General features: G+C 64.3%; 20 protein-coding genes. 13 read left to right on the top strand and 7 right to left on the bottom strand.

Annotated features, from left to right (window positions below; translation table 11 throughout):
• Window positions 1-7: 7 nt before the first annotated feature.
• Complete coding sequence (locus P3T18_RS27930; RefSeq protein ID WP_429303193.1) at window positions 8-751, top strand: CoxG family protein; 744 nt, start codon at window positions 8-10, stop codon at window positions 749-751.
• 84 nt (window positions 752-835) lie between these two features.
• Here the strand turns inward: P3T18_RS27930 and P3T18_RS27935 are convergent, their stop codons facing one another.
• Entirely contained in the window at window positions 836-1,828 is a 993-nt protein-coding gene (locus P3T18_RS27935) for a helix-turn-helix domain-containing protein (RefSeq protein WP_429303194.1), read from the bottom strand.
• A 160-nt stretch (window positions 1,829-1,988) separates the two neighbouring features.
• Here P3T18_RS27935 and P3T18_RS27940 point away from each other — a divergent pair, with 160 nt between their 5' ends.
• The gene (locus P3T18_RS27940) at window positions 1,989-2,621 is read left to right on the top strand and encodes a cysteine hydrolase family protein (RefSeq protein ID WP_429303195.1); all 633 of its coding nucleotides are present in this window, start codon (window positions 1,989-1,991) and stop codon (window positions 2,619-2,621) included.
• 127 nt (window positions 2,622-2,748) lie between these two features.
• Here P3T18_RS27940 and P3T18_RS27945 read toward each other — a convergent pair whose 3' ends face one another.
• Entirely contained in the window at window positions 2,749-3,399 is a 651-nt protein-coding gene (locus P3T18_RS27945) for a TetR family transcriptional regulator (RefSeq protein WP_429303196.1), read from the bottom strand.
• Between the two features lie 428 nt (window positions 3,400-3,827).
• On the opposite strand from P3T18_RS27945, the gene P3T18_RS27950 reads away from it, so the two are divergent.
• The 3 genes from P3T18_RS27950 to P3T18_RS27960 are packed head-to-tail and all read left to right on the top strand — an operon-like array spanning window position 3,828 to window position 9,837.
• The gene (locus P3T18_RS27950) at window positions 3,828-5,060 is read left to right on the top strand and encodes an efflux RND transporter periplasmic adaptor subunit (protein WP_429303197.1); all 1,233 of its coding nucleotides are present in this window, start codon (window positions 3,828-3,830) and stop codon (window positions 5,058-5,060) included.
• A gap of 18 nt (window positions 5,061-5,078) precedes the next feature.
• The gene (locus tag P3T18_RS27955; protein ID WP_429303198.1) at window positions 5,079-8,288 is read left to right on the top strand and encodes an efflux RND transporter permease subunit; all 3,210 of its coding nucleotides are present in this window, start codon (window positions 5,079-5,081) and stop codon (window positions 8,286-8,288) included.
• Between the two features lies 1 nt (window position 8,289).
• On the top strand, window positions 8,290-9,837 hold the full coding sequence (locus P3T18_RS27960; RefSeq protein WP_429303199.1) for an efflux transporter outer membrane subunit: 1,548 nt from the start codon (window positions 8,290-8,292) through the stop codon (window positions 9,835-9,837).
• A gap of 145 nt (window positions 9,838-9,982) precedes the next feature.
• Here P3T18_RS27960 and P3T18_RS27965 read toward each other — a convergent pair whose 3' ends face one another.
• Entirely contained in the window at window positions 9,983-11,392 is a 1,410-nt protein-coding gene (locus P3T18_RS27965) for a nucleobase:cation symporter-2 family protein (protein ID WP_429303200.1), read from the bottom strand.
• A 389-nt stretch (window positions 11,393-11,781) separates the two neighbouring features.
• Here P3T18_RS27965 and P3T18_RS27970 point away from each other — a divergent pair, with 389 nt between their 5' ends.
• The 3 genes from P3T18_RS27970 (at window position 11,782) to fghA (ending at window position 15,360) form a co-directional block, all read left to right on the top strand.
• Complete coding sequence (locus P3T18_RS27970; RefSeq protein ID WP_429303201.1) at window positions 11,782-13,239, top strand: xylulokinase; 1,458 nt, start codon at window positions 11,782-11,784, stop codon at window positions 13,237-13,239.
• 150 nt (window positions 13,240-13,389) lie between these two features.
• Entirely contained in the window at window positions 13,390-14,496 is a 1,107-nt protein-coding gene (locus P3T18_RS27975; protein ID WP_020069206.1) for an S-(hydroxymethyl)glutathione dehydrogenase/class III alcohol dehydrogenase, read from the top strand.
• A 12-nt stretch (window positions 14,497-14,508) separates the two neighbouring features.
• Window positions 14,509-15,360 carry an S-formylglutathione hydrolase gene (fghA, locus tag P3T18_RS27980; RefSeq protein WP_429303202.1) on the top strand — a complete coding sequence of 284 codons (852 nt, stop codon included), beginning with the start codon at window positions 14,509-14,511 and terminating at the stop codon, window positions 15,358-15,360.
• A 77-nt stretch (window positions 15,361-15,437) separates the two neighbouring features.
• Here the strand turns inward: fghA and P3T18_RS27985 are convergent, their stop codons facing one another.
• Genes P3T18_RS27985 through P3T18_RS28000 form a run of 4 tightly spaced genes read right to left on the bottom strand, consistent with a single transcriptional unit; the run spans window position 15,438 to window position 18,642 of the window.
• Entirely contained in the window at window positions 15,438-16,220 is a 783-nt protein-coding gene (locus P3T18_RS27985) for a metal ABC transporter permease (RefSeq protein WP_429303203.1), read from the bottom strand.
• Window positions 16,213-17,184, bottom strand: a complete 972-nt coding sequence (locus P3T18_RS27990) for an ABC transporter ATP-binding protein (RefSeq protein WP_429303204.1) — start codon at window positions 17,182-17,184, stop codon at window positions 16,213-16,215. Before P3T18_RS27990 ends, P3T18_RS27985 begins: the two co-directional genes overlap by 8 nt.
• Window positions 17,181-18,122: a metal ABC transporter solute-binding protein gene (locus P3T18_RS27995; RefSeq protein WP_429303205.1), complete on the bottom strand. Its 942-nt coding sequence runs from the start codon at window positions 18,120-18,122 to the stop codon at window positions 17,181-17,183. Before P3T18_RS27995 ends, P3T18_RS27990 begins: the two co-directional genes overlap by 4 nt.
• Window positions 18,123-18,162: 40 nt before the next feature.
• On the bottom strand, window positions 18,163-18,642 hold the full coding sequence (locus P3T18_RS28000) for a Fur family transcriptional regulator (RefSeq protein WP_429303206.1): 480 nt from the start codon (window positions 18,640-18,642) through the stop codon (window positions 18,163-18,165).
• Between the two features lie 356 nt (window positions 18,643-18,998).
• Between P3T18_RS28000 and P3T18_RS28005 the strand changes: the two genes are divergently transcribed.
• The 5 genes from P3T18_RS28005 (at window position 18,999) to P3T18_RS28025 (ending at window position 23,971) form a co-directional block, all read left to right on the top strand.
• Complete coding sequence (locus P3T18_RS28005; protein WP_429303207.1) at window positions 18,999-19,832, top strand: L-iditol 2-dehydrogenase; 834 nt, start codon at window positions 18,999-19,001, stop codon at window positions 19,830-19,832.
• A gap of 92 nt (window positions 19,833-19,924) precedes the next feature.
• On the top strand, window positions 19,925-21,247 hold the full coding sequence (locus P3T18_RS28010; protein ID WP_429303208.1) for an ABC transporter substrate-binding protein: 1,323 nt from the start codon (window positions 19,925-19,927) through the stop codon (window positions 21,245-21,247).
• A gap of 209 nt (window positions 21,248-21,456) precedes the next feature.
• Complete coding sequence (locus P3T18_RS28015) at window positions 21,457-22,392, top strand: carbohydrate ABC transporter permease (protein WP_429303209.1); 936 nt, start codon at window positions 21,457-21,459, stop codon at window positions 22,390-22,392.
• Window positions 22,393-22,427: 35 nt separating this feature from the next.
• Window positions 22,428-23,261, top strand: a complete 834-nt coding sequence (locus P3T18_RS28020) for a carbohydrate ABC transporter permease (protein WP_429303416.1) — start codon at window positions 22,428-22,430, stop codon at window positions 23,259-23,261.
• Window positions 23,258-23,971 (top strand): HAD family hydrolase, encoded by a 714-nt coding sequence (locus tag P3T18_RS28025; RefSeq protein WP_429303210.1) that lies wholly within the window; start codon window positions 23,258-23,260, stop codon window positions 23,969-23,971. Before P3T18_RS28020 ends, P3T18_RS28025 begins: the two co-directional genes overlap by 4 nt.
• Window positions 23,972-23,990 lie beyond the last annotated feature (19 nt).

Here is a 23,990-nt window from a genome sequence, read left to right on the forward strand (position 1 = left end):
AGGCTGCATGGAACTGAACGACGCGTTACGGATTCCGCTCGCGCCGTCCGACGTTTGGGACGCGCTGCAGGACCTCGCCCTGTTGCGCGCCAGCCTCGACAACTGCGAGTCGTTCACGCGTCTTGCGCACGGCGAATACGCGTTGACCATGACCGTGCCGCTCGGGCCATTGCGCGCACGCTACGAAGCGCGCGCGCATGTGGCCGGTCAGGATTCCGGTCCGGCGGACGCCGAGCGCCGCACTATCAACTTCAAGGCGCGCGCCGAAGGCATCGGCGCTTTGCGCGGCCAGATCGAAATCAAGCTGCGCGCCGATCACGACACGCACGCTCACGCCGCCGGCAAGGCGCGCGGCACTCGCATCGAATACACCATCTGGGCGACATCGTCCGGTCCGCTCGCGGAGTTGCCGACGCGTCAGCTGGAAAACGCGTTGCGCCAGATCGCCGACGACTTCTTCAACGAGTTCGACGCCGTGGTGCGTGCCAAGCACGGTCAGGGGCCGAATCGCGCGCATAGCGGCGGGGCGCGTCGTCAGCACGTGTTTCTGCGGCCGATCACGCTCGGCGGCATTGCCCGGCGCACGCGCCCGGATCAGGGCAGCGCACTGGGCGCACGCACCGCGAGTGCGTCGCACGGCGTATCGCATCGCGAGTCGAGTCAGCATGCGGTGCCGTATTGGGGCTGGGCCGCGATGATCTTCGTGGTCGCGCTGCTGCTCTACGTGGCGCGCTGGATCAGCGAACACTGACTGCACGCTGCGGGGCGTCGCATTCACGCGACTACGAAATCACGTCGATTCACTACGAAAGGGCGGTGGTCGCGTCACCTGCCGTCACACGCCGCGGAACTCGCGTCGCCATGCGGACGGCGAGGTGCGGAACGCCTCCGTGAAATGCTGCCGCAACGAAGCCGTCGAGCCGAAGCCCGCCATGCCGGCGATCGATTCGACCGAGTCGTCGGTGGTTTCGAGCAATTGTTGAGCGCGAGCGAGCCGCTGTGTCAGCAGCCATGCGCCGACGGTGGTGCCCGTGGCGAGCCGGAAGCGTCGCGTGAAAGTGCGGCGGCTCATCAGGGCGCGTTCGGCGAGGGTGTCGAGCGTATGCGGCGCGTCGAGATTGCCGCCCACCCATTCGAGCAGGCACGACAGACGGTCGCCGCGCACGTTCGGCGCGACCGGCTGCTCGATGAACTGCGCTTGTCCGCCTTGCCGGTGCGGCGGCACGACCAGCCTGCGCGCCAGATGGTTGGCGGCGCGCGCGCCGCACATCTTGCGCAGCACGTGCAGGCAGCAGTCGAGACCGGCGGCGGTGCCGGCCGACGTCATTACGTTACCGTCGTCCACGTAGAGCACGTCGGGGTCGAGCCGGACGAGCGGGTAACGGCGCACGAATTCACTGGCCCACGCCCAGTGCGTCGAGGCGGGGCGTCCGTCGAGAATGCCGGCGGCCGCGAGCACAAACGCGCCGAGGCATAGACCGACCAGCTGCGCGCCGCGCGCGTGAGCCGCGCGCAACGCGTCGAGCAGCGCGGCGGGCGGGGTTTCGTCCGGATCGCGCCAGCTCGGCACGATGATGGTGTGGGCGTCGGCGAGCGCTTCGAAGCCGTGCGTGACGCCGATGGAAAAGCCGGCGGTCGTGGCCAGCGCGCCGGGTTGGGCAGCGCACACGCGGAAGTCGAAGTCGGGCAGGCCGTCGGCGCGGCGGTCTTCGCCGAAGACGGCGCAGGGCACGGCCAGATGGAACGGGCTGATCTGGTCGAAGGCGACGACCGCAACCACGTGACGGCCGGTCGCGTTGACGGCGGGTGAAGACGCGGGTGTTGCCATGGGCGTGTCCTGGAATCGACGATGGCCCGATTCTAGCGAATCTTGTCGTTCGGGCCGCTGTCGGTCGGAGCTGCGTGCAGCAACAATGCATTCCTCGCCGCTGTGTTCGAGGCCCAACCGGGCCGTACAGCGCGAACCCTATTCGATAAGGAGCCTTGCCATGACCACACCGCGCCGCGCGCTCATCGTCATTGACGTGCAGAACGAATACGTGACCGGCGATCTGCCGATCGAGTATCCGCCGGTCGAAACCTCGCTGGCCAACATCGGACGCGCCATGGATGCGGCGCGCGAAGCGGGCGTGCCGATCGTGGTGGTGCAGAACATCGCGCCGTCTACGTCGCCGTTGTTCGCGCGCGGCGGGGCGATGGCGGAGTTGCATCCGGTCGTGAGTTCGCGTGCCTACGATCACCACGTCGAGAAGTCGCTGCCGAGCGCTTACGCCAACACGGATCTCGGCGCATGGCTGGCCGCCCGCGAGATCGATACGCTGACGGTGATCGGCTACATGACGCACAACTGCGACGCGTCGACCATCTTCCACGCGGTCCACGACGGGCTCGCGGTCGAATTCCTCGACGACGCAACCGGCTCGGTGCCCTACACCAACAGCGCGGGCGCGGCGAGCGCGGAAGAGATCCATCGCGTTTTCAGTGTGGTCCTGCAGTCGCGCTTCGCGGCGGTGGCGAGCACCGGGCAGTGGATCGAAGCGCTAAAGGGCGGTGCGCCGCTCGAACGCAGCAATATTTATGTGTCGAACCAGCAGGCGCGGGCGGCGCGCACGACGGGTTGAGCCGGCGGCTGAGAGCCTTGCCATGAAACGAGCGGCGCCGCCACGGCGGGCGGCGTGGCTGAAGAAGCGAAAACGGGCGGGTTGCGCAACTGTGCAACCCGCCCGTTTTTTTCTGCGCGGCGAACCGTTATCCCGCTGGCCGGTGCGTGGTGCGCAGCGCCGGACTCAGCAGCAGGGCGTCGAACATGCCGGCCACCATCTGTTCGGCGTGCGCGCCGAAGTCGGTTGCGTCGGGCAGGAACAGCATGTCGCGCAGCGATCCGCTGACGAAGGCGTGCACCATCGCCGCGGCCATCTTCGTGTCGAGATCGGCGGGCAATTGCCCTTTGGAAATGGCATTGCGCAGGCCGCCTTCGATTTTGGCGAGACCTTCGCGCATGTTAGTTTGATAGCGGACCATGACCGGCCCCATCTCTTCGACCAGCTCGCACTTCAGGAACAGGATGTCGAAGACGCGCCGGCGACGCGGGTCGTTGGCGGTGTCGCGCAGGCAAACGATGCAGATTTCGCGCAGACGTCCGAGTGGGTCGGGTTCGTTGGGGTCTTGTGAAGCGGCTTTGAGTTCGTCGAGCGGCAACAGCACGCGATCGAACATCTCGGTGAACAGGTCGCTCTTGTGCGCGAAGTGCCAGTAAATCGCGCCGCGCGTGACGCCGGCGGCCTGCGCGATGTCGGCGAGCGAGGTGCGTGACACCCCCTTCTCGTAGAAAACCCGTTCGGCCGCGTCGAGAATGCTGTTGCGCGTCTCCTGCGCTTCTTCTTTCGTTCTTCTGACCATGCGGATGTGACCTGCTTGGATTGTGGGGGTTTTCCCGGGCACTTTTAAGTAAGCCCGATGACAATCTGTCTACTGTTAAGCAATTTACGAACCAATCTTGCGGCCCCCCAGCCTGCAAGAGAAGTAAACGCACTTTTACATGCATTCGTGGATGTATATATAATAGCATCCCACGATCGGATAGCCCAAGCCGTGACGACCGGTTAATATCCGTCACTGTTGCCTTTCAAAACGCTCTTGCGCCGTGCCACGATGGCGGCGCCGTGCGGCATTTCCCCGGTATGGCGCATTTCGCTCAGGATGCCCCTGCAGGTGCGGTTTGCATCCGGGCTTCCGGTCTGGCGTCGCAAGACGCATGTGTGCGCTGTCGTCCCCGGGGTAGGGATGCGCGCACTTTTTCATTCTCAGTCTTTGACAGAGGTCGCTCCATGCGCGTCGAACGGGTTCCATTCCGCTTAATCAGTGCCGCGACGGCTGCCATTTTGCTGGCAGCATGCGGACCAAAACAATCGGCCCCGCCGCAACAGACGCCCGAAGTCGGCGTCGTCACTCTCCAGCCGCAGGCTGTTCCCGTTGTCACCGAATTGCCGGGCCGCACCAGTGCCTTCCTCGTCGCGCAAGTACGCGCGCGGGTCGACGGCATCGTGCTGCGCCGCGAATTCACTGAAGGCGGTCAGGTCAAGGCCGGTCAGCGTCTGTACAAGATCGATCCGGCGCCGTACATCGCCACCTTGAACAACGCGAAGGCGACGCTTGCGAAGGCGCAGGCCAACCTCGCGTCGGTCACCGCGCAAGCGAACCGCTACAAGGTGCTGGTCGCGGCGAACGCAGTCAGCAAGCAGGACTACGACAACGCAGTGGCCTCGCAAGGTCAGGCCGTGGCCGACGTCGCCGCCGGCAAGGCAGCGGTCGATACCGCGCAGATCAACCTGGGCTATACGGATGTCGTCTCGCCGGTCACCGGCCAGATCGGTATTTCGCAGGTCACGCCGGGTGCCTACGTGCAGGCTAGCGCCGCCACGCTGATGGCGACGGTCCAGCAACTCGACCCGGTCTACGTCGACCTGACGCAATCGAGCCTCGACGGCCTGAAGCTGCGCCGCGACATGCAGGAAGGGCGTCTGAAGACGAGCGGTCCGGACGCCGCCAAGGTGTCGCTGATCCTCGAAGACGGCCGTACCTATTCGGAGAAGGGCAAGCTGCAGTTCACCGACGTCACGGTCGACCAGGGCACGGGTTCGGTCACGGTTCGCGCGGTCTTCAAGAACGCCGACAAGGTGCTGCTGCCGGGCATGTTCGTGCGCGCGCGCATCGAAGAAGGCGTGAACGAGAACGCGCTGGTGGTGCCGCAGATCGGCATTACGCATGACCAGAAGGGTCAGCCTACGGCGCTGGTCGTCGGCAGCGACGACAAGGTCACGCTGCATCAGCTGGTCACGTCCGGTACGTACGGTTCGTACTGGGTGGTCGAGAGCGGCCTGAAGGCCGGCGACCGCGTGATCGTGCAGGGCACCGACAAGGCGAAACCCGGCATGCAGGTCAAGGCAGTCGCCGCGCAACTTCCCGCCACACCCGCTTCCGACGCAGCCGCTCAGGGTGCGCCGGCCGCCAGCGGTGCTGCGCAGACGGCACAACCTGCCTCCGCTGCATCGGGCGCGTAATAACTGGGAGCCCGCCTCATGGCAAAGTTCTTCATTGATCGCCCGATTTTTGCGTGGGTGATCGCCATTATTCTGATGCTCGCGGGTATCGCGTCGGTCTTCACGCTGCCGATCGCGCAATACCCGACGATCGCACCGCCGGCCGTGCAGATCAGCGCAACGTACCCGGGCGCATCGGCGAAGACGGTGGAAAACACCGTCACGCAGGTGATCGAGCAGCAGATGAGTGGTCTCGACCACTTGCTGTACCTGTCGTCCACGTCGGACGACTCGGGTACGGCAACCATCACGCTGACGTTCGCGGCCGGCACCAACCCTGACATCGCGCAGGTTCAGGTGCAGAACAAGCTGCAGCTCGCCACGCCGCTGCTGCCGCAAGCCGTGCAGCAGCTGGGTACCAAGGTCACGAAGTCGAGCAGCAGCTTCCTGCTGGTCATGGCGTTCGTGTCCGAAGACGGCAGCATGAACAAGTACGACCTGGCGAACTACGTCGCGTCGAACATTCAGGATCCGGTCAGCCGTATCGACGGTGTGGGCACGGTCACGCTGTTCGGCTCGCAGTACGCCATGCGGATCTGGCTCGACGCCAACAAGCTGACCAACTTCGGTCTGACACCGGTCGACGTGCAGACCGCGTTGCAGGCGCAGAACGTTCAGGTTGCGGGCGGTTCGCTCGGCGGTACGCCTTCCGTGCCGGGTCAGGTGCTGCAGGCCACGATCACGGAAGCCACGCTGCTCAATACGCCCGAGCAGTTCGGCAACGTTCTGCTGAAGGTGAATCAGGACGGTTCGCGCGTGCGCATCAAGGACGTCGGCCGCATCGAGCTCGGTGGCGAAAACTACAACTTCGACACCAAGTACAACGGTCAGCCTACGGCCGGCTTCGGTATTCAGCTCGCAACCGGCGCCAACGCGCTGGCAACGGCGAAGGCCGTGCGCGCCAAGGTCGCGGAACTGTCCAAGTACTTCCCGCACGGCCTCGTCGTCCAGTATCCGTACGACACCACGCCGTTCGTGCGTCTGTCGATCGAAGAAGTGGTCAAGACACTGCTCGAAGGTATCGTGCTGGTGTTCCTGGTCATGTACCTGTTCCTGCAGAACCTGCGGGCTACCCTGATCCCGACGATCGCGGTGCCGGTGGTGCTGTTGGGCACGTTCGCGATCATGGGTCTGGTGGGCTTCTCGATCAACACGCTCTCCATGTTCGGGCTCGTGCTGGCAATCGGCCTGCTGGTGGACGATGCGATCGTGGTGGTGGAAAACGTCGAGCGGGTGATGCAGGAGGAGGGCTTATCGCCTCGAGACGCCACCCGCAAGGCAATGGACCAGATTACGGGCGCGCTGGTCGGCGTGGCGCTGGTGCTGTCGGCGGTGTTCGTGCCGGTGGCCTTCTCCGGCGGTTCGGTCGGCGCAATTTACCGGCAGTTCTCGCTCACGATCGTCGCGGCCATGGTGCTCTCCGTGCTGGTCGCGTTGATTCTGACGCCGGCACTGTGCGCGACCATTCTCAAGCCGGTCGAGAAAGGTCACGAAGAGAAAACCACCGGTTTCTTCGGCTGGTTCAACCGCACCTTCAACAAGAGCCGCGACAAGTATCACTCGGGCGTTCACCACGTGATCAAGCGCTCGGGCCGCTGGCTCATCATCTATATGGTGGTGATCTTCGCGGTGGGTCTGCTGTTCGTGAAGTTGCCGAAGTCGTTCCTGCCTGACGAAGACCAGGGCACGATGTTCGTGCTGGTGCAGACACCGTCCGGCTCGACCCAGGAAACCACGGCGCGCGCGCTGAAGGACGTGTCCGACTACCTGCTCAATTCGGAAAAGAGCATCGTCGAATCGACCTTCACCGTGAACGGCTTCAGCTTTGCCGGTCGCGGTCAGAACGCGGGTCTCGTGTTCGTGCGCATGAAAGACTACTCGGTGCGTCAGCATTCGGACCAAAAGGTTCAGGCGCTGGTGGGCCGTCTGTTCATGCACTTCGGCAGCTACAAGAACGCGCTGGTGTATCCGGTCAATCCGCCGTCGATTCCCGAACTCGGTACGGCCGCGGGCTTCGACTTCGAATTGCAGGATCGTGCGGGCGTGGGTCACGAGAAGCTGATGGAAGCGCGCAACATGCTGTTGGGCATGGCTGCGAAAGACCCGACTCTCGCGCAGGTGCGTCCGAACGGCCTGAACGATACGCCGCAGTTCAAGGTGGATATCGACCACGAGAAGGCATCCGCGCTCGGCGTGTCGCTGTCGGCGATCGACCAGACGTTCTCGATCGCATGGGCGTCGCAGTACGTGAACAACTTCCTCGATACCGACGGCCGGATCAAGAAGGTCTACGTGCAGGGCGATGCACCGTTCCGCATGAAGCCTGAAGATCTGAACGACTGGTACGTGCGCAACACCGCGGGTGGCATGGTGCCGTTCTCGGCGTTCGCCAGCGGCTCGTGGACCTACGGTTCGCCGAAGCTGGAGCGCTACAACGGTATTTCCGCGGTGGAAATCCAGGGCGCGGCGGCACCGGGCAAGTCGACCGGTCAGGCCATGACGGCCATGGAAGCGCTCGTGACGAAGTTGCCGGCGGGTGTCGGCTACGAATGGACGGGTCTGTCGCTGCAGGAACGTCAGTCGGGTTCGCAGGCGCCGATTCTGTACGGCATCTCGATCCTCGTCGTGTTCCTGTGTCTCGCGGCGCTGTATGAAAGCTGGTCGATCCCGTTCTCGGTGATCATGGTGGTGCCGCTCGGCGTGATCGGCGCACTGCTGGCCGCTACGCTGCGCGGACTCGAGAACGACGTGTTCTTCCAGGTGGGTCTGCTGACCACGGTGGGGTTGTCGGCGAAGAACGCGATTCTGATCGTGGAATTCGCCCGCGAACTGCAGCAGGGTGAAGGCATGGGACCGGTCGAGGCGGCGCTGGAAGCGGCACGTCTGCGGTTGCGTCCGATTCTGATGACCTCGCTCGCGTTCATTCTCGGCGTGATGCCGCTCGCGATCAGTAACGGCGCGGGTTCGGCGAGCCAGCACGCCATCGGTACGGGCGTGATCGGCGGGATGCTGACGGCGACCTTCCTCGCGATTTTCATGATCCCGATGTTCTTCGTGGTGATTCGCGCGAAGTTCGGCGGCGAGAAGGAAGACCCGGATGCGGCGTTCGAACTCTCCAACAAGCTTCATCCGCACGATCCGCAAGGTGGTGCATCGGGCGATAACGGCTCGGGCAAGGACGGACATTGAGATGCAAAAACACTCTCTGATAGCAGTGGCGGTCGCGCTGTTCGCCGCGGGTTGCACGATGGCGCCGAAGTACGAGCGTCCGACGCCGCCCGTGACGGACACCTTCCCGACCGGCGGCGTGTACGAAACGCAGCCGGGCGCGACCCAGCCGGACCAGGGGCAGGGTCAGGCGAAGGGCGCGGCGCGCAGCGCGAATGGTCAGGCTGCGGCCGACATCGGCTGGCGTGATTTCTTCGTCGATCCACGCATGCAGCGGGTCATCGAAATCGCGCTGAAAAACAACCGCGACCTGCGTGTGTCGGTGCTGAACATGCAGGCGTCGGCGGCGCAGTTCCGTATCGTTCGCGCCGGGCTGTTGCCGACGCTCGACGCCGCCGCGTCGCAGACCAAACAGCGCACGCCGAAAGACCTGTCGTTCTTCAACCAGACGATCTCGAACACCTATTCGGTGGGCCTGAACGCCTCGTGGGAAATCGACTTCTTCGGCCGTATCCAGAGCCTGAAGGACCAGGCGTTGGCGCAGTATCTCGCCACGACCCAGGCGCGCAAGGCAGCGGAAATCTCGCTGGTCTCGCAGGTCGCGAACCAGTATCTGACGGTGCTCGAACTCGACGACCTGCTCACGGTCACGCAGAACACGCTGAAGACCTCGCAGGAGTCGTACCGCATCGCCAAGCTGCAGTTCGACAACGGCACCGGCTCCGAGCTCGATCTTCGCCAGTCGCAAACGGTGGTGGAACAGGCCGGCGCGAATCTGCAGGCGCAGGCGCGTCTGCGGGCGCAGGCTGAAAACGCGCTGGTGCTGCTGGTGGGCGAGCCTTTGCCGGCCGACCTGCCGCCGGGTCTGACGCTGAACGACCAGAATCTCCTCACGGATATTCCGGCTGGTCTGCCGTCCGATCTGCTCACGCGTCGTCCCGACATCATGGAAGCCGAGCAGAATCTGCTCGCGGCCAACGCGAATATCGGCGCGGCGCGCGCAGCGTTCTTCCCGAAGGTTTCGCTGACCGGCAGTTTCGGCACGCTCAGCCCGTCGCTCGGCGGTCTGTTCAAGCCGGGTTCGGCGGCGTGGAGTTTTGCGCCGTCGATCACGCTGCCGATCTTCGAAGGCGGCCAGAATCTGGCTAACCTCGACCTCGCGAACATCCAGAAGAAAGTCCAGATCGCCACGTACGAAAAAGCGATCCAGACGGCCTTCCGCGAAGTGGCGGACGGACTCGCCGCGCGTGGTACGTACGATCAGCAGATCCAGTCGCTGGAGCGCAATACGTTTGCGGAACAGCGTCGCCTCGATCTGTCGAATCTGCGTTACACGAACGGCGTGGACAGCTACCTCTCGGTGCTGACCGCGCAGACCGATCTGTACTCGTCGCAGCAATCGCTGATCACGGCGCGCATGGAGCGTCTGCAAAACCTGGTCACCTTGTACCAGGCACTCGGCGGCGGCTGGATCGAGCACAACGGCGACCAGCCGCGTCCGGCGGACGCACCGGTCGACTACGGCGCGGCCAGCGCCCCGGCTGCGGCTTCGGCGGCCACCGCCGGCTGAGTCACCTCACCGCAAAGCAAAAAGCCACGGCATGCCGTGGCTTTTTTTATTCACCGCGCTTCGCGTGAAGCCCGTTGGCCTCGGTCGCGTCGCGCGGTTGTCAGCGGCGCATCGTGTTCCGTCGCGCCGCTCAGTTCAGTTCAATTCAATGCAGGTCGGCGGCGCGCAGCATCTCGTCGCCTTGCGATTCGTTGCCGCCGCGTCCGTCGAAATCATGACCGGTGCGGCGAATTTCGCACTGCGCCTTCTTCTCGCTCTTCACGCCGTTGAAGATCAGATTCAGTACGACGGCCGACACCGACGCCAGCAGAATCCCGCTATGCAGCAGCGGCGACAACGCGGGCGGCAGCTTCGAGAAGAAGTGCGGCGAGACCACCGGTACGAGGCCGAGGCCGATACTCACTGCGACGATGAACAGGTTGTGATGGTTCTTCACGAAGTCCACTTTCGAGAGCACCTTGATGCCGTTCGCCGCGACCATGCCGAACATCACGATGCCGGCGCCGCCGAGCACGAAGGCGGGCACCGACGCCACCACTTGCGCCATCTTCGGGAAGAGGCCGAGCAGCACCAGGATCACGCCGCCCATCGCGCAGACGAAGCGGCTTTTCACACCCGTCACGCCGATCAGACCGACGTTCTGCGAAAACGAGGTATGCGGGAACGAATTGAAGATGCCGCCGACGAGCGTGCCGAGTCCGTCCACGCGCAGTCCGCGCACCAGCGCTTTCTGATCGACCGGACGATCCACCATGTCGCCGACCGCGAGGAACATGCCGGTCGATTCGATGAAGGTGACGAACATGACCGTGACCATCGTCGCGATCGACAGCGGATCGAAGTGCGGCAGGCCGAAGTGGAACGGCATCACGAAACCGACCCACGGTGCGTGCGTCACGCCGTCCATGTTCACGCGGCCGAGCGCCAGCGCGACCACGAAGCCGGCGACGATGCCGAGCAACACAGAGATGTTGGCGAGAAAGCCTTTGGCGAACTTGTTGATCAGCAGGATCAGCATCAGCACGACCAGCGACAGCCCAAGATAGATCGGATTGCCGTAATCGGGATTGCCCACGCCGCCGGCCGCCCAGTTGATGCCGACTTCCATCAGCGAAAGGCCGATCACCGAGATCACCACGCCGATCACCACCGGCGGGAAAAAGCGCAGCAGTTTGCCGACGGCGGGCGCGAGCAGGATGCCGATCACGCCGGCCGCGATGGTCGAGCCGAAGATGTCGAGAATGCCGAGCGACGGGTTGGTGCCGATCGCCACCATCGGACCGACCGCCGCGAACGTGCAACCCATGATGACCGGCAGACGAATGCCGAAGATCCACAGACCGAGCGTCTGAATCAGCGTGGCGATGCCGCACGAAAACAGGTCGGCGCTGATGAGAAACGCGATCTGGTCTTTCGGCAGTTTCAGCGCCGCGCCGATGATGAGCGGTACCGCGACCGCGCCTGCGTACATCACCAGAACGTGCTGAATGCCTAGCGTGAGCAACTGGCCTGCGGGCAGTCGCTCGTCGCACGGATGAACCGTGTTCGATTGCATATCGTCTGTCTCCACCATCTAGTTTTGGGATGACTCCAAGGTATCGGGGACGAAAAAGTGCAACAAGACCACTGGGGCCTATTCCCGCATTCCCGCTCACGATATGCATGAGGGCGATTTGAAAGCCAAAAGAAATCAGTCTGTTGCATAAAAGGCCGCAAAGCCCTTTGCAGCGGCGAAGCGCGATTGCGCGACGGCGGCCGTCGGCCGGGCCGATATGTGTGAGAATCGATGAGGTGTATCTCGCTGAGCGCATAGTGCTGTTTTCAGGCGCTCCGCCGCGCGGGTGGGTTAACCCGCAATCCGGCATTTTTCCCGCGCGTTTGCGTGGGTTGTCATGGGCCCGCTTCGGGGTCACTTTTCAGGCTTCTTTTTCCTTTGAATTGCTCATGAGTTTTCTCGGCATCGACCTCGGCACAGGTTCCCTCAAAGCTGTCATCGTCGACGAAAACGGGCGCGAACTGGCGGCGGCGAGCGTCGCCTATGCGCTCGACACGCCGCATCCAGGCTGGGCGGAAACATCGGTGCAAACCTGGTGGCAGGCCTTGCTCGACGCAGCCGTTCGTTTGCCCGCGGAACTCAGGCGCGACGTGCAGGCCATCGGCTTCTCCGGACAGATGCACGGCGTCGTGCTGGTCGACGCCGCCGGCGAAGCCGTGCGGCCGGCCATGCTATGGCCCGACACGCGCGCGCAACTTCTGCTCGGCGAGTGGCCCGAGCCGCAGCCGAATCCGGTTGCGCCCGGCATGGCCGGTCCGCTGCTGAGCTGGATCGTGCGCAACGAGCCCGCCTCGGCGAGCCGGACGCGCTGGGCGTTGCAACCGAAAGACTGGCTGCGCATGGCGCTCGGCGGCGCAATCGCAACCGATCCGTCCGACGCCTGCGCGACCGCGCTTGCCGATCCCGCGGGCGCGTGGGACGCCGCGCTGCTCGAGCGTCTGCAATTGCCGCGCGACTGGTTCGCGCCGCTGGCGCCGTCGTATGCGGCGGGCGGCACGCTGTCGACGAAAGCTGCGCAGGCGCTGGGTCTGCGCGCCGGCATCGTGCTCGCCACGGGTGCCGCCGACACACCTTGCGCCGCGCTCGGCAGCGGCCTCGCGCATGACGGTGACGCGCTGCTCACCACCGGCACCGGCGGACAGATCGTCGTGCTCGCCGAACAGACGCCGGCAGCGGCGCGCGGGCTGCATCGCTATCGCGCGGCGAGCGATCATTGGTATCGCATGGCCGCCATGCAGAACGTGGGCGTCGCACTGGAGCGCGTGCGCGGCTGGCTCGGCTACGAATGGGCCGATGCCTATCACGACGCGTTCGGCGACACGGCCGCCGCCAGCACTTCCACCGCTTCGAGCGCAGCGCCAGGCCTGACGTTTTTGCCTTATCTCACCGGCGAGCGCACGCCCTGGCTCAATCCGTCCGCGCGTGGCGGCTGGCTCGGGCTGGCGCTCGATCACTCGCGCGGCGCGATCATGCGGGCCGCTTTCGAAGGCGTCGCGTTTTCGCTGCGCGCCGGGCTCGACGCGATTCGTGCAAGCGGCGCGAGCGTGAGCGCGCTGAAGCTGGCGGGCGGCGGTTCCGTCGATGCGCGCTGGCGGCAATTGCTTGCCGATGCGCTCGACGTCGAGTTGCATGCGGTGGATTGTCCGAACGCGGCGCCGCGCGGCGCCGCCATCCTCGGCGGACTGGCGAGCGGCCACTGGCACGCAGGCGACCTCGCCCGACTCGCGCCCGGCACGACGCGGGTGGCGGGTCCGCGAGGCGACACCGCGCTCGCCGCGCGCTATGCGCGTTTTCTCGATCTGTATGGCCGCGTCGAGAGCTGGTTCGACGATGCCTCGGCTCGATAACGCCTGTCATGTCCGCTTCGGACAATGCCGCGACGCTCTTTGCAATACCATTACGTTTTTTGCGCGCTAAGTTAGATGCCGGCACGCGACGGCGGCGCATGCATGGCCTGCCTCGCGCTTCGCATTCACAGACACACAGGAGCATTCACGATGAAAACCAAAGCAGCTATCGCCTGGAAAGCCGGCGCCCCGTTGACGATCGAGGAAGTGGATCTCGAAGGCCCGCGCGCCGGTGAAGTCCTGATCGAAGTGAAGGCAACCGGTATTTGCCACACCGACTACTACACGCTCTCGGGCGCGGACCCGGAAGGCATCTTCCCGGCGATTCTCGGCCACGAAGGCGCGGGCGTGATCGTGGATACCGGCCCGGGCGTCGGCACCCTGAAGAAGGGCGATCACGTCATTCCGCTTTACACGCCGGAGTGCCGTCAGTGCAAGTTCTGCCTGTCGCGCAAAACGAATCTTTGCCAGGCCATCCGTTCGACGCAAGGCAAGGGTCTGATGCCCGACGCGACGTCGCGATTTTCGCTCGACGGCAAGCCGCTGTTTCACTACATGGGCACGTCCACGTTTTCAAACTACATCGTCGTGCCGGAAATCGCGGTGGCGAAGGTGCGTGAAGATGCGCCGTTCGACAAGATCTGCTACATCGGCTGCGGCGTGACGACGGGTGTTGGCGCGGTCGTGTACTCGGCGAAGGTCGAGGCGGGCGCGAACGTGGTGGTGTTCGGTCTGGGCGGCATCGGCCTGAACGTGATCCAGGGCGCAAAGATGGTCGGCGCGGACAAGATCATCGGCGTGGACATCAATCCGGGCCGCGTCGAACTCGCGAAGAAGTTCGGCATGACGCACTTCATCAACCCGAACGAAGTCGAGAACGTGGTCGATCACATCGTTCAGCTCACCGACGGCGGTGCCGACTACTCGTTCGAATGCATCGGCAATACCAAGGTGATGCGTCAGGCGCTGGAGTGCACGCACAAGGGCTGGGGCCAGTCGTTCATCATCGGCGTGGCGGCGGCGGGCGAGGAAATCAGCACGCGTCCGTTCCAGCTGGTGACCGGCCGCGAGTGGAAGGGCTCGGCGTTCGGTGGCGCGCGCGGCCGTACCGACGTGCCGAAGATCGTCGACTGGTACATGGAAGGCAAGATCAATATCGACGATCTCATCACGCACCGTCTGCCGCTCGAACGCATCAACGAAGGCTTCGATCTGATGAAGAAGGGCGAGTCGATCCGCTCCGTCGTGCTGTACTAAGGGAGCGTCGCGATGCTCGAACTTCTGTCGTCGCATGCCTGCCATGGCGGCGAGCAGCGCATCTACCGGCACGATTCGCAAACCATCGGTCTGTCGATGCGCTTCTCGGTGTACCTGCCGCCGCAGGCGCTCGAGGCGAACGCGAACGTGCCCGCGCTGTTCTATCTCGCGGGCCTGACCTGCACGGAAGAAACGTTTCCGATCAAGGCGGGCACGCAGCGCTTCGCCGCGCAGCACGGCATCGCGCTGGTGTCGCCGGACACCAGTCCGCGTGGCGCGGGCGTGCCGGGCGAAAGCGCGGCGTGGGACTTCGGCGTGGGCGCGGGCTTTTACGTCGACGCCACGCAGCAGCCGTGGGCGCAGCACTATCGCATGTATTCGTACGTGCGCGACGAGCTACGCGAAACGGTGCTGGCGCATTTGCCCGTGGACGGCGCGCGTCTCGGCATTTTTGGGCATTCGATGGGTGGACATGGCGCGTTGATGCTGGCGCTGCGCAATCCGGAGATTTACCGCTCGGTGTCGGCGTTCGCGCCGATCGCCGCGCCGTCGCAATGCCCGTGGGGCGTGAAAGCGTTCAGCGGCTATCTTGGCGAAGACCGCGAAGCGTGGAAGCAGTACGACGCGAGCGAACTGGTGGCCATTGCGTCGCGCCGGTTCGCCGAAGGCATTCTGGTCGATCAGGGTCTGGCAGACCAGTTCCTCGCCGAGCAGTTGAATCCCGACGTGTTCGAAGCCGCGTGCAAGGCGGCGGGCCAGCCGCTCACCTTGCGCCGTCATGATGGCTACGATCACGGCTATTACTTCATCTCGACCTTCATCGAAGACCACCTCGCACATCACGCGAAGGTGCTGCTCGGCTGAAGCGAACGGCGGTGGCGAAACCGGCAGCGCGGGTCATTCCGTTGCTGCCGCTTCGTTGCCGCCGCTTCACTGCCAATCTACCGCCGTTTCAGCAAACTCCCGCCATACACCAGCGCCGACAGGATGGTAATCCAGAAACTCGTCGGCCAGTCGGTGTAGAAGGCGAGCGTCAGTCCGAGCCATGCCTGGGCCAGTGCAAATACCGCGGCCAGCACGAGTCCGGTGGATAAACGCGTGGTGACGTTCTGCGCGGCCGCGGCCGGTCCGACCATCAGCGTGAACACCAGCAGCACGCCGACGATCTGCGTGCAGGCCGCCACCGCCAGCGCGGCAATCGCCAGAAACAGCACCGACACCAGCCGCAGCGACACGCCTTTGGCTTCCGCGAGTTCCGGTTGCAGCGACGCGAACAGCAGCGGCCGCATGATCGCCGCCAGCGCCCCGAGACTCACGATACCCAGCACCGCCAGCACGCCGAGCGTCGAGGCGTTCACGCCCAGCACGTTGCCGAACAGCAGCGCGGTGACCTGGGTGGCGTAGGCCGTGAAGAAGTGCAGGAACAGCAGGCCGAAGCCGAGCGAGAGCGACAGGATCACGCCGATCGCCACGTCGCGTCCGGCGAGCCGCTCGCCGAGCGCGCCCATCCCGACACCCGCCGCGAGCGTGAAGCCGATCATCCCCCAGATCGGCGAGATGCCGATCAGCACCGCGCCGGTCGCGCCGGTGAAGCCGACGTGCGAGAGCGCGTGGCCGGCGAAGGTTTGTCCGCGCATCACCAGGAAGTAACCCACCACGCCTGCCAGCACCGCGACGATCCCCGACGCCGCGAACGCATTCACCATGAAATCGTATTCAAACATCGTGACTGTGTCCGTCGCGTGAGTCGTGAGTGTGAGACGGCGCGTGGCCGTGATCGTGCGAGTGCGAATGGCCGTGCGAGTGACCATGCGAATGCGAGTGACCGCCGCCTTCGTCGTGTTCGTGCTCGTGGTCGTGCTTTTCCACTTCCACGTCACCCGACATCACGAAGATGCGGCCGTTCACGCGCATCACGTCGATCGGCGAGCCATAGAGGCGCGAGAGGACCGGCCGCGTGATGACTTCGTCGACGGTGCCGAGCGCGGCCACGCCGCTGCCCAGATAGAGCACGCGATCGAGCGAGTTCAGCAGCGGATTCAATTCGTGCGCCGAGAACAGCACGGCGATGCCGAGTTCCTGCTGCACGCGCCGCACCAGCTCCACCACGCTTTTCTGATGATGCGGATCGAGGCTGATCAGCGGTTCGTCGAGCAGCAGCAGTTTGGGATTGCCGAGCAGACATTGCGCGAGCAGCAGGCGCTGACGCTCGCCGCCCGACAGTTCCGACAAGGGCCGTTCCGCGAGTTTGCGTCCGCCGACCAGATCCAGCACGCGCTCGACATCGGCGCGCGTTTCGCGGTCGGCGTGCGGCAGGCCCCAGCGATGACCGTCGGCGGCCATCGCGACGAAATCGCGGCCACGCACACGACGTCCCGCGAGCGCGCTGCGCGTCTGCGGCATATAGCCGATCGACGCGTGACCGCGTTCCACCGGTTGTCCGAGTACGCGGATCGCGCCGCTCGTCGCCGGCACGAGGCCGAGCACGGCGCGCATCAAGGTGGTCTTGCCCGCGCCGTTCGGTCCGAGCACGCCGATGAATTCGCCCTGATTCACGACGAAGCCGGCGTCGCGCAGAATCGCGCGACCGCCGAGTTCGAGCGTCACGCGCTCGAGTTCGAGCACGGGCGTGTTGTTGCGCCCGTTGGCGGGCGGATTGGCTGGCGTGCCGCGGCCAGTCTCATTCATGGGGTTTTTCCTTTGACGGCCGCGTCGCTTGCTGCCAGCGCCTTATCCAGCGCGTCGAGCTGCGTCAGCATCCACGTCTGATAGGTCTTGCCGGCCGGTTCGGTTTCGGTGACGCTCATGGTCGGCACCTTCGATTGCTGCGCGAGCTTCAACATGCGTTTGGTCAGGGCCTCGGTTGCCTGGCTGTTATAGATCAGAACGCGCACCTGCCGGTCGCGCAGATCGCGTTCGAACGCGGCGATATCCGCCGGGCTCGCTTCCGTATCGTTCATGGTCGCCATCTGGAAGCGCAGATTGCGCATCGAGAGGCCCACTGCATCCGACATATAGCCGAACACCGGCTCGGTCGCCGTGACCGGCGCGCCGGCGTAGCGGCCATGCAAGGCGGCGACGCGGGCGTCGATCGGCTTGAGCGAGTCGAGAAACTTCGCGAGGTTCGCATCGTACGCCGACTTGTGCGCCGGGTCAGCCGCCACGAGTGCGGCGCTCACGGCGCGTGCCACTTTCGGCATGGTGGCCGGGTCGTACCAGAGATGCGGATTGTCGCCGCTTTTCTTGCCGGTCAGCTCGGCCGCCACGACGATAGCGCGATTCGAGCCCTTCGAAGCGGCGAGCAGTTTGCTCATCCACGGATCGTAGTCGGCCCCGTTATAGACGACAAGGCTCGCGTGCTGCAAGGCGCGCGCCGTCTTCGGGCTGGCTTCGAACAGATGCGGGTCCTGGTCGGGATTGCTGAGAATGCTGGTCACGTCGACACGGTCGCCGCCGAGTTGCTGCACCACGTCGCCGTAGAAGTTTTCCGCTGCCACGACGGGAATTTTTGTGTCCGCGGCAAACGCGCCGTGCGCGAAGGCGAATACCGTCGCGCCCGCTGCGGCGTACTTCGAGAGTCTCTGCGCGAGGCGCGCCCCGTTCAACATCGAGCCGATTTTCTTCATCTTTTTTCCTGCTGCGTGAAAGTTGAAAGAACCACAAACGTTAGGGAAGGGCGGTGTCGAGCCGCGCGGCGTGCGCACACGGCGCGCACAGTCCGCTGAGTTCGACCACCTGACGATGCACCACGAAGCCTTGTGCCGGCGCGGTGTGCGAAAGCTGGTCGGCGAGTTCGTCGCCGGGAATTTCGACGGTCGTGCTGCAACGGTCGCAGATCAGAAACTGGCCGCGATGCGGCACGCCGATCTCGCAGCAGGCCACGAACGCATTCTTCGACTCGATCCGATGCACGAAGCCATTCGCGAGCAGAAAATCCAGCGTGCGATAAACCGTGGTGGGCGGCACGCGGCCGCGCTGCGGTTCGAGCGCATCCAGCAGTTCGTAAGCGCCGACCGCGCGCTCGCTGGCGAGAATCGCGGCGTACACCTGACGGCGCAGCGGCGTCAGCGCAAGCCCGTGCAGCGCGGCATGCGCCTCGGCACGCGCGAGGCGCGTGGCTTGGTGATCTGCGTGCGAAACGGCCATGGGCGGTTCTCCGGAGCGATGACGGAACGGCGGATAAAGATTTGCTGCGCGCCAACGCATCGGCGCGCAGCCGTCCTGAACGGGGGCGAGACGGACCGGCGCGACGGCGCAGGGTCGTCGGTCGGGTGTCCGGTCTCGACGCGGTCGCAATGATATAACGTATCTCAAATTTTTGCCGCCACCCCGTGTGAAAAGCCGATCGACCGACACTCGTATCCTGTATTAGTGTTGACCCGGAGCCCGCCACGCCCAGCCTGGCTCCTGCCGCGCTGCACCATCGAAATCTGGTCGTGCGCCTTGACATGGCCCGGTGCGTATCCGATCATTCGATCACCAACAGAGCAATTGTTCGCGCGATGGGCGTTCGCTCACTGCGCCACAAGAAGCGAAACGAACCGGAGACAGCAGTGGCGGGACGATTGCAAGACAAGGTGGCGATTCTCACCGGCGCGGCAAGCGGTATCGGTGAAGCCGTGGCGCTGCGCTATCTGCAAGAAGGTGCGCGCGTGGCACTGGTCGACGTGAAACCGGCCGACAGTTTCGGTGCCGCCCTGCTCGCGGAATACAGCGATCGCGTGCTGACCATCAGCGCCGACGTCACGCGCCGCGACGACATCGAACGCATCGTCGCCGTTACGGTGGAGCGCTTCGGCCGCATCGACATCCTGTTCAACAACGCCGCGCTGTTCGATATGCGCCCGATCCTCGACGAATCCTGGGACGTGTTCGACCGTCTCTTCGCCGTCAACGTGAAGGGCATGTTCTTCCTGATGCAAGCCGTGGCGCGACAGATGGTCGAGCAGGGTCACGGCGGCAAGATCATCAATATGTCGTCGCAAGCCGGACGGCGCGGCGAGGCGCTGGTGTCGCACTATTGCGCGACCAAGGCCGCCGTGCTGAGCTATACGCAGTCGGCGGCACTGGCGCTCGCGCCGAACAGAATCAACGTGAACGGCATCGCGCCGGGTGTCGTCGATACGCCGATGTGGAAAGAGGTCGACGCGCTGTTCGCGCGCTACGAAAACCGCCCGCTCGGCGAGAAGAAGCGTCTGGTGGGCGAGGCCGTGCCGCTCGGCCGCATGGGCGTGCCGGACGACCTGACCGGCGCCGCGCTGTTTCTCGCGTCGGCGGATGCCGACTACATCACCGCGCAAACCCTGAACGTGGACGGCGGCAACTGGATGAGCTGAGTGGACTCACTGAGCCCATGTCATCGATTCAACCTGGACCAACGGTAGAACAAACGCAGTACTACATAACGTACGAGAAAGGAGACGCACACATGAAACCAGTCCTCAAATCCGCGTTGAAGGCGGTCAGCGCCGGCGCAGTCGCCTGCTTCGCGTTGCACGCGTCGGCAGCCACGGTGACGATCGCGACGTTGAACAACCCGGACATGATCGAGCTGAAGAAGCTGTCGCCCGAGTTCGAAAAAGCGAATCCGGACATCAAGCTGAACTGGGTGATTCTCGAAGAAAACGTGCTGCGTCAGCGCGCCACGACCGACATCACGACGGGTAGCGGCCAGTTCGACGTGATGACGATCGGCGCGTACGAAACGCCGCAATGGGGCAAGCGCGGCTGGCTCACGCCGCTGACCAATCTGCCCGCCGATTACGACCTGAACGACGTGGTGAAGACGGCCCGCGACGGCCTCTCCAGCGGCGGCCAGTTGTACGCGCTGCCGTTCTACGTCGAAAGCTCGATGACGTATTACCGCAAGGATCTGTTCGCGGCGAAGGGCCTGAAAATGCCCGATCAGCCGACCTACGACCAGATCGCGCAATTCGCCGACAAACTCACCGACAAGGCCAACGGCATCTACGGCATCTGTCTGCGCGGCAAGGCGGGCTGGGGCGAGAACATGGCTTACGGCACGACGGTGGTGAACACCTTCGGCGGCCGCTGGTTCGACGAAAAGTGGCAGGCGCAACTCACCTCGCCGGAATGGAAAAAGGCGATCTCGTTCTACGTCGATCTGCTGAAGAAAGACGGCCCTCCGGGAGCGAGCTCGAACGGCTTCAACGAAAACCTCACGCTGATGTCGTCGGGCAAATGCGCGATGTGGATCGACGCGACGGTTGCGGCCGGCATGCTCTACAACAAGCAGCAATCGCAGATCGCGGACAAGGTCGGCTTCGCGGCCGCGCCGGTGGCGGTCACGCCGAAGGGTTCGCACTGGCTGTGGGCATGGGCGCTGGCCATTCCGAAGTCGTCCAGGCAGACTGACTCGGCCAAGAAGTTCATCACGTGGGCGACGTCGAAGCAGTACATCGAACTCGTGGCGAAGGACGAAGGTTGGGCCTCGGTGCCGCCGGGAACCCGTCAGTCGACGTACGCACGTCCTGAATACAAGCAGGCCGCACCGTTCGGCGACTTCGTGCTGAAGGCGATCGAAACGGCGGACCCGGATCACCCGACGCTCAAGCCGGTGCCGTACACCGGTGTGCAGTTCGTCGGCATTCCCGAGTTCCAGTCGTTCGGAACGGTGGTCGGTCAGAGCATCTCCGGCGCGATCGCCGGCCAGATGACGGTCGACCAGGCACTGGCGGCAGGTCAGGCAACGGCGAACCGCGCCGTGCAACAGGCCGGCTATCAGAAGTAAGCCTTGGGCGTCTGCCTGGTCCATCGGCCAGGCAGATCAGCCGTACTGCAAGTTCTGTGACGTAACGTGAAACGCGCCGGCCGACGCCCGTCGACCGGCTCACGCAGCACAGCGGGCCGTTCCAGCGTGAGCCGCGCAAGCGCTCATGCGGCGGGGGCGGCGACAGCCGTCCGCGCCCCGGCCCGCGCATTACGAACAGGTGGTCAATCATGCGTCCTCTACGCCTGCCCCTCATGCATGCCCATCCCCAGACAGAGAAAGAACGCGAAATCCGCAAAGCCAATTCGGCCCGCTGGCTAGTCACGCCGTCGGTCGCCGTGCTGGTGCTGTGGATGGCGATTCCGCTCGCGATGACGATCTGGTTTTCGTTCTCGCGCTACAACCTGCTGAATCCGGACCTCAAAGGTTTCGCCGGATTAGACAACTACAAGTACCTTGCCAGCGATCCGTCGTTCGGCCCCTCCATCGGACACACGCTCGAACTGATCATTTCGGTGCTCGTGATCACGGTGGTCGGCGGTGTGCTGATGTCGATTCTGTTCGACCGAAAATTTTACGGACAAGGCGTCGCGCGGCTGCTCGCCATCGCGCCGTTCTTCGTGATGCCGACGGTGAGCGCGCTGATCTGGAAGAACATGATCCTGCATCCGGTGTATGGCCTGATCGCGCAGGGCATGCGCTCGCTCGGCATGCAGCCGATCGACTGGTTCGCCGACTATCCGCTCACTGCGGTGATCATGATCGTCTCGTGGCAATGGCTGCCGTTCGCGTTCCTGATCCTGTTCACCGCGATCCAGTCGCTCGATCAGGAGCAGAAGGAAGCGGCGCGTATCGACGGCGCGGGTCCGTTCTCGATGTTCTTCTACATCACGCTGCCTCACCTGAAGCGGGCCATCGCCGTGGTGGTGATGATGGAGACGATTTTCCTGCTGTCGATCTTCGCCGAAATCTATACGACCACGGGCGGCGGTCCGGGCACCGCGACCACCAACCTGTCGTACCTGATCTACTCGCTGGGTCTGCAACAGTTCGACGTGGGTCTGGCGTCCGCCGGCGGCATTCTCGCTGTCGTGCTGGCCAACGTCGTGTCGTTCTTCCTCGTGCGGATGCTCGCGAAGAACCTGAAAGGGGAGTACGAAAAATGAGCCATGTTGCCTCTACCCCGGCGTCCAGCACGCCGATGACCGTGCCGGCCAAGTCGCCGTTCGCCGCGATTCGCCGCGGCATTCCCGGCGTGATCGCCTGGCTGGTCGCCCTGCTGCTGTTTTTCCCGATCTTCTGGATGACGATCACCGCATTCAAGACCGAGCAGCAGGCCTATTCGTCATCGCTGTTCTTCGTGCCGACGCTCGACAGTTTCCGCGAGGTGTTTGCGCGCAGTAACTACTTTTCGTTCGCGTGGAACTCGGTGCTGATCTCAGCGGGCGTCACGATTCTGTGTCTGCTGCTCGCCGTGCCGGCTGCCTATGCGATGGCGTTCTTCCCGACTCGCCGCACGCAGAAAGTGCTGCTGTGGATGCTGTCCACCAAGATGATGCCGTCGGTCGGCGTGCTGGTGCCGATCTATCTGCTGTGGAAGAACTCGGGTCTGCTCGACTCGGTGTCGGGTCTGGTGATCGTCTACACGCTCATCAATCTGCCCATTGCAGTGTGGATGTCGTTCACGTACTTCGCCGAAATTCCGCGCGACATTCTCGAAGCCGGGCGCATCGACGGCGCCGTGACGTGGCAGGAAATCGTCTATCTGCTGATGCCGATGTCCTTGCCGGGTCTCGCGTCCACGGCGTTGCTGCTGGTGATTCTGTCGTGGAACGAGGCGTTCTGGAGCATCAACCTGTCGAGTTCGAACGCGGCGCCGCTCACGGTGTTCATCGCGTCGTATTCGAGTCCGGAAGGGCTGTTCTGGGCGAAGCTCTCCGCGGCCTCGCTGCTCGCGGTCGCGCCGATTCTCATCGTCGGCTGGCTGTCGCAGAAGCAACTGGTGCGCGGCCTTACGTTCGGGGCGGTCAAATGACGGCAAGTCAGACAGCAGGGACGAGCGTCGGCAATTTCGCGCTGATCTGCGACTGCGACGGCGTGCTGATCGACAGCGAAGCCGTGGCGGCCCGCATGCTGGTGCACGAACTCGAAGCGCGCTGGCCCGGCACCGATGTCGAGCCGGTGGTGCTGCCGCTGCTCGGCCTGCGCATCGAGATGGTGTTGCAGGGCACGGCGTCGCGCCTCGGCAAGAGTCTGTCCACCGAAGACATCGAAGCGATCCGTCACGCGGTGGAAGCGGCGGCCATGCAGGCGCCCGCGGTTCAGGGTATCGAGATCGCGCTCGCGCAGGTGCCGCTGGTCAAGGCTTGTGCGAGCAACAGTTTCCGCCCTTACGTGGAAACGGTGCTCGCGCGCACGGGGCTGGTCAGGTTTTTCGGCGACCGCCTTTTTTGCGCCGACTCGGTGGCGAACCCGAAGCCCGCGCCCGATGTTTATCTGGCCGCGGCGAAAGGCCTCGGACTCGCGCCGTCGGCCTGCCTCGTGGTGGAAGACAGCGTGACCGGTGTCACAGCCGCGACCGCTGCCGGCATGACGGTGCTCGGTTTCATCGGCGGCGGTCATGCGAGCGACGCGCAGATCGACAAATTGCACGCAGTCGGCGCGCGCCACGTATTCGACGACATGGAGCAGTTGCCCGAACTCGTCGCGCAATGGACGCTCAGCGCGACGGCGGCCGCACCCTGAAGCCGCCCGGCGGCACGCG

Source organism: Paraburkholderia sp. GAS199 (assembly GCF_050436585.1).
In the GTDB taxonomy this organism is placed as follows: Bacteria; Pseudomonadota; Gammaproteobacteria; order Burkholderiales; family Burkholderiaceae; genus Paraburkholderia.

Bases quoted from the DNA above. Each gene is read 5' to 3' on its own strand.
- P3T18_RS27930 (WP_429303193.1), top strand. From the start codon at position 8: ATGGAACTGAACGACGCGTTACGGATTCCGCTCGCGCCGTCCGACGTT.
- P3T18_RS27935 (WP_429303194.1), bottom strand. From the start codon at position 1,828: ATGGCAACACCCGCGTCTTCACCCGCCGTCAACGCGACCGGCCGTCAC.
- P3T18_RS27940 (WP_429303195.1), top strand. From the start codon at position 1,989: ATGACCACACCGCGCCGCGCGCTCATCGTCATTGACGTGCAGAACGAA.
- P3T18_RS27945 (WP_429303196.1), bottom strand. From the start codon at position 3,399: ATGGTCAGAAGAACGAAAGAAGAAGCGCAGGAGACGCGCAACAGCATT.
- P3T18_RS27950 (WP_429303197.1), top strand. From the start codon at position 3,828: ATGCGCGTCGAACGGGTTCCATTCCGCTTAATCAGTGCCGCGACGGCT.
- P3T18_RS27955 (WP_429303198.1), top strand. From the start codon at position 5,079: ATGGCAAAGTTCTTCATTGATCGCCCGATTTTTGCGTGGGTGATCGCC.
- P3T18_RS27960 (WP_429303199.1), top strand. From the start codon at position 8,290: ATGCAAAAACACTCTCTGATAGCAGTGGCGGTCGCGCTGTTCGCCGCG.
- P3T18_RS27965 (WP_429303200.1), bottom strand. From the start codon at position 11,392: ATGCAATCGAACACGGTTCATCCGTGCGACGAGCGACTGCCCGCAGGC.
- P3T18_RS27970 (WP_429303201.1), top strand. From the start codon at position 11,782: ATGAGTTTTCTCGGCATCGACCTCGGCACAGGTTCCCTCAAAGCTGTC.
- P3T18_RS27975 (WP_020069206.1), top strand. From the start codon at position 13,390: ATGAAAACCAAAGCAGCTATCGCCTGGAAAGCCGGCGCCCCGTTGACG.
- fghA (WP_429303202.1), top strand. From the start codon at position 14,509: ATGCTCGAACTTCTGTCGTCGCATGCCTGCCATGGCGGCGAGCAGCGC.
- P3T18_RS27985 (WP_429303203.1), bottom strand. From the start codon at position 16,220: ATGTTTGAATACGATTTCATGGTGAATGCGTTCGCGGCGTCGGGGATC.
- P3T18_RS27990 (WP_429303204.1), bottom strand. From the start codon at position 17,184: ATGAATGAGACTGGCCGCGGCACGCCAGCCAATCCGCCCGCCAACGGG.
- P3T18_RS27995 (WP_429303205.1), bottom strand. From the start codon at position 18,122: ATGAAGAAAATCGGCTCGATGTTGAACGGGGCGCGCCTCGCGCAGAGA.
- P3T18_RS28000 (WP_429303206.1), bottom strand. From the start codon at position 18,642: ATGGCCGTTTCGCACGCAGATCACCAAGCCACGCGCCTCGCGCGTGCC.
- P3T18_RS28005 (WP_429303207.1), top strand. From the start codon at position 18,999: ATGGGCGTTCGCTCACTGCGCCACAAGAAGCGAAACGAACCGGAGACA.
- P3T18_RS28010 (WP_429303208.1), top strand. From the start codon at position 19,925: ATGAAACCAGTCCTCAAATCCGCGTTGAAGGCGGTCAGCGCCGGCGCA.
- P3T18_RS28015 (WP_429303209.1), top strand. From the start codon at position 21,457: ATGCGTCCTCTACGCCTGCCCCTCATGCATGCCCATCCCCAGACAGAG.
- P3T18_RS28020 (WP_429303416.1), top strand. From the start codon at position 22,428: ATGACCGTGCCGGCCAAGTCGCCGTTCGCCGCGATTCGCCGCGGCATT.
- P3T18_RS28025 (WP_429303210.1), top strand. From the start codon at position 23,258: ATGACGGCAAGTCAGACAGCAGGGACGAGCGTCGGCAATTTCGCGCTG.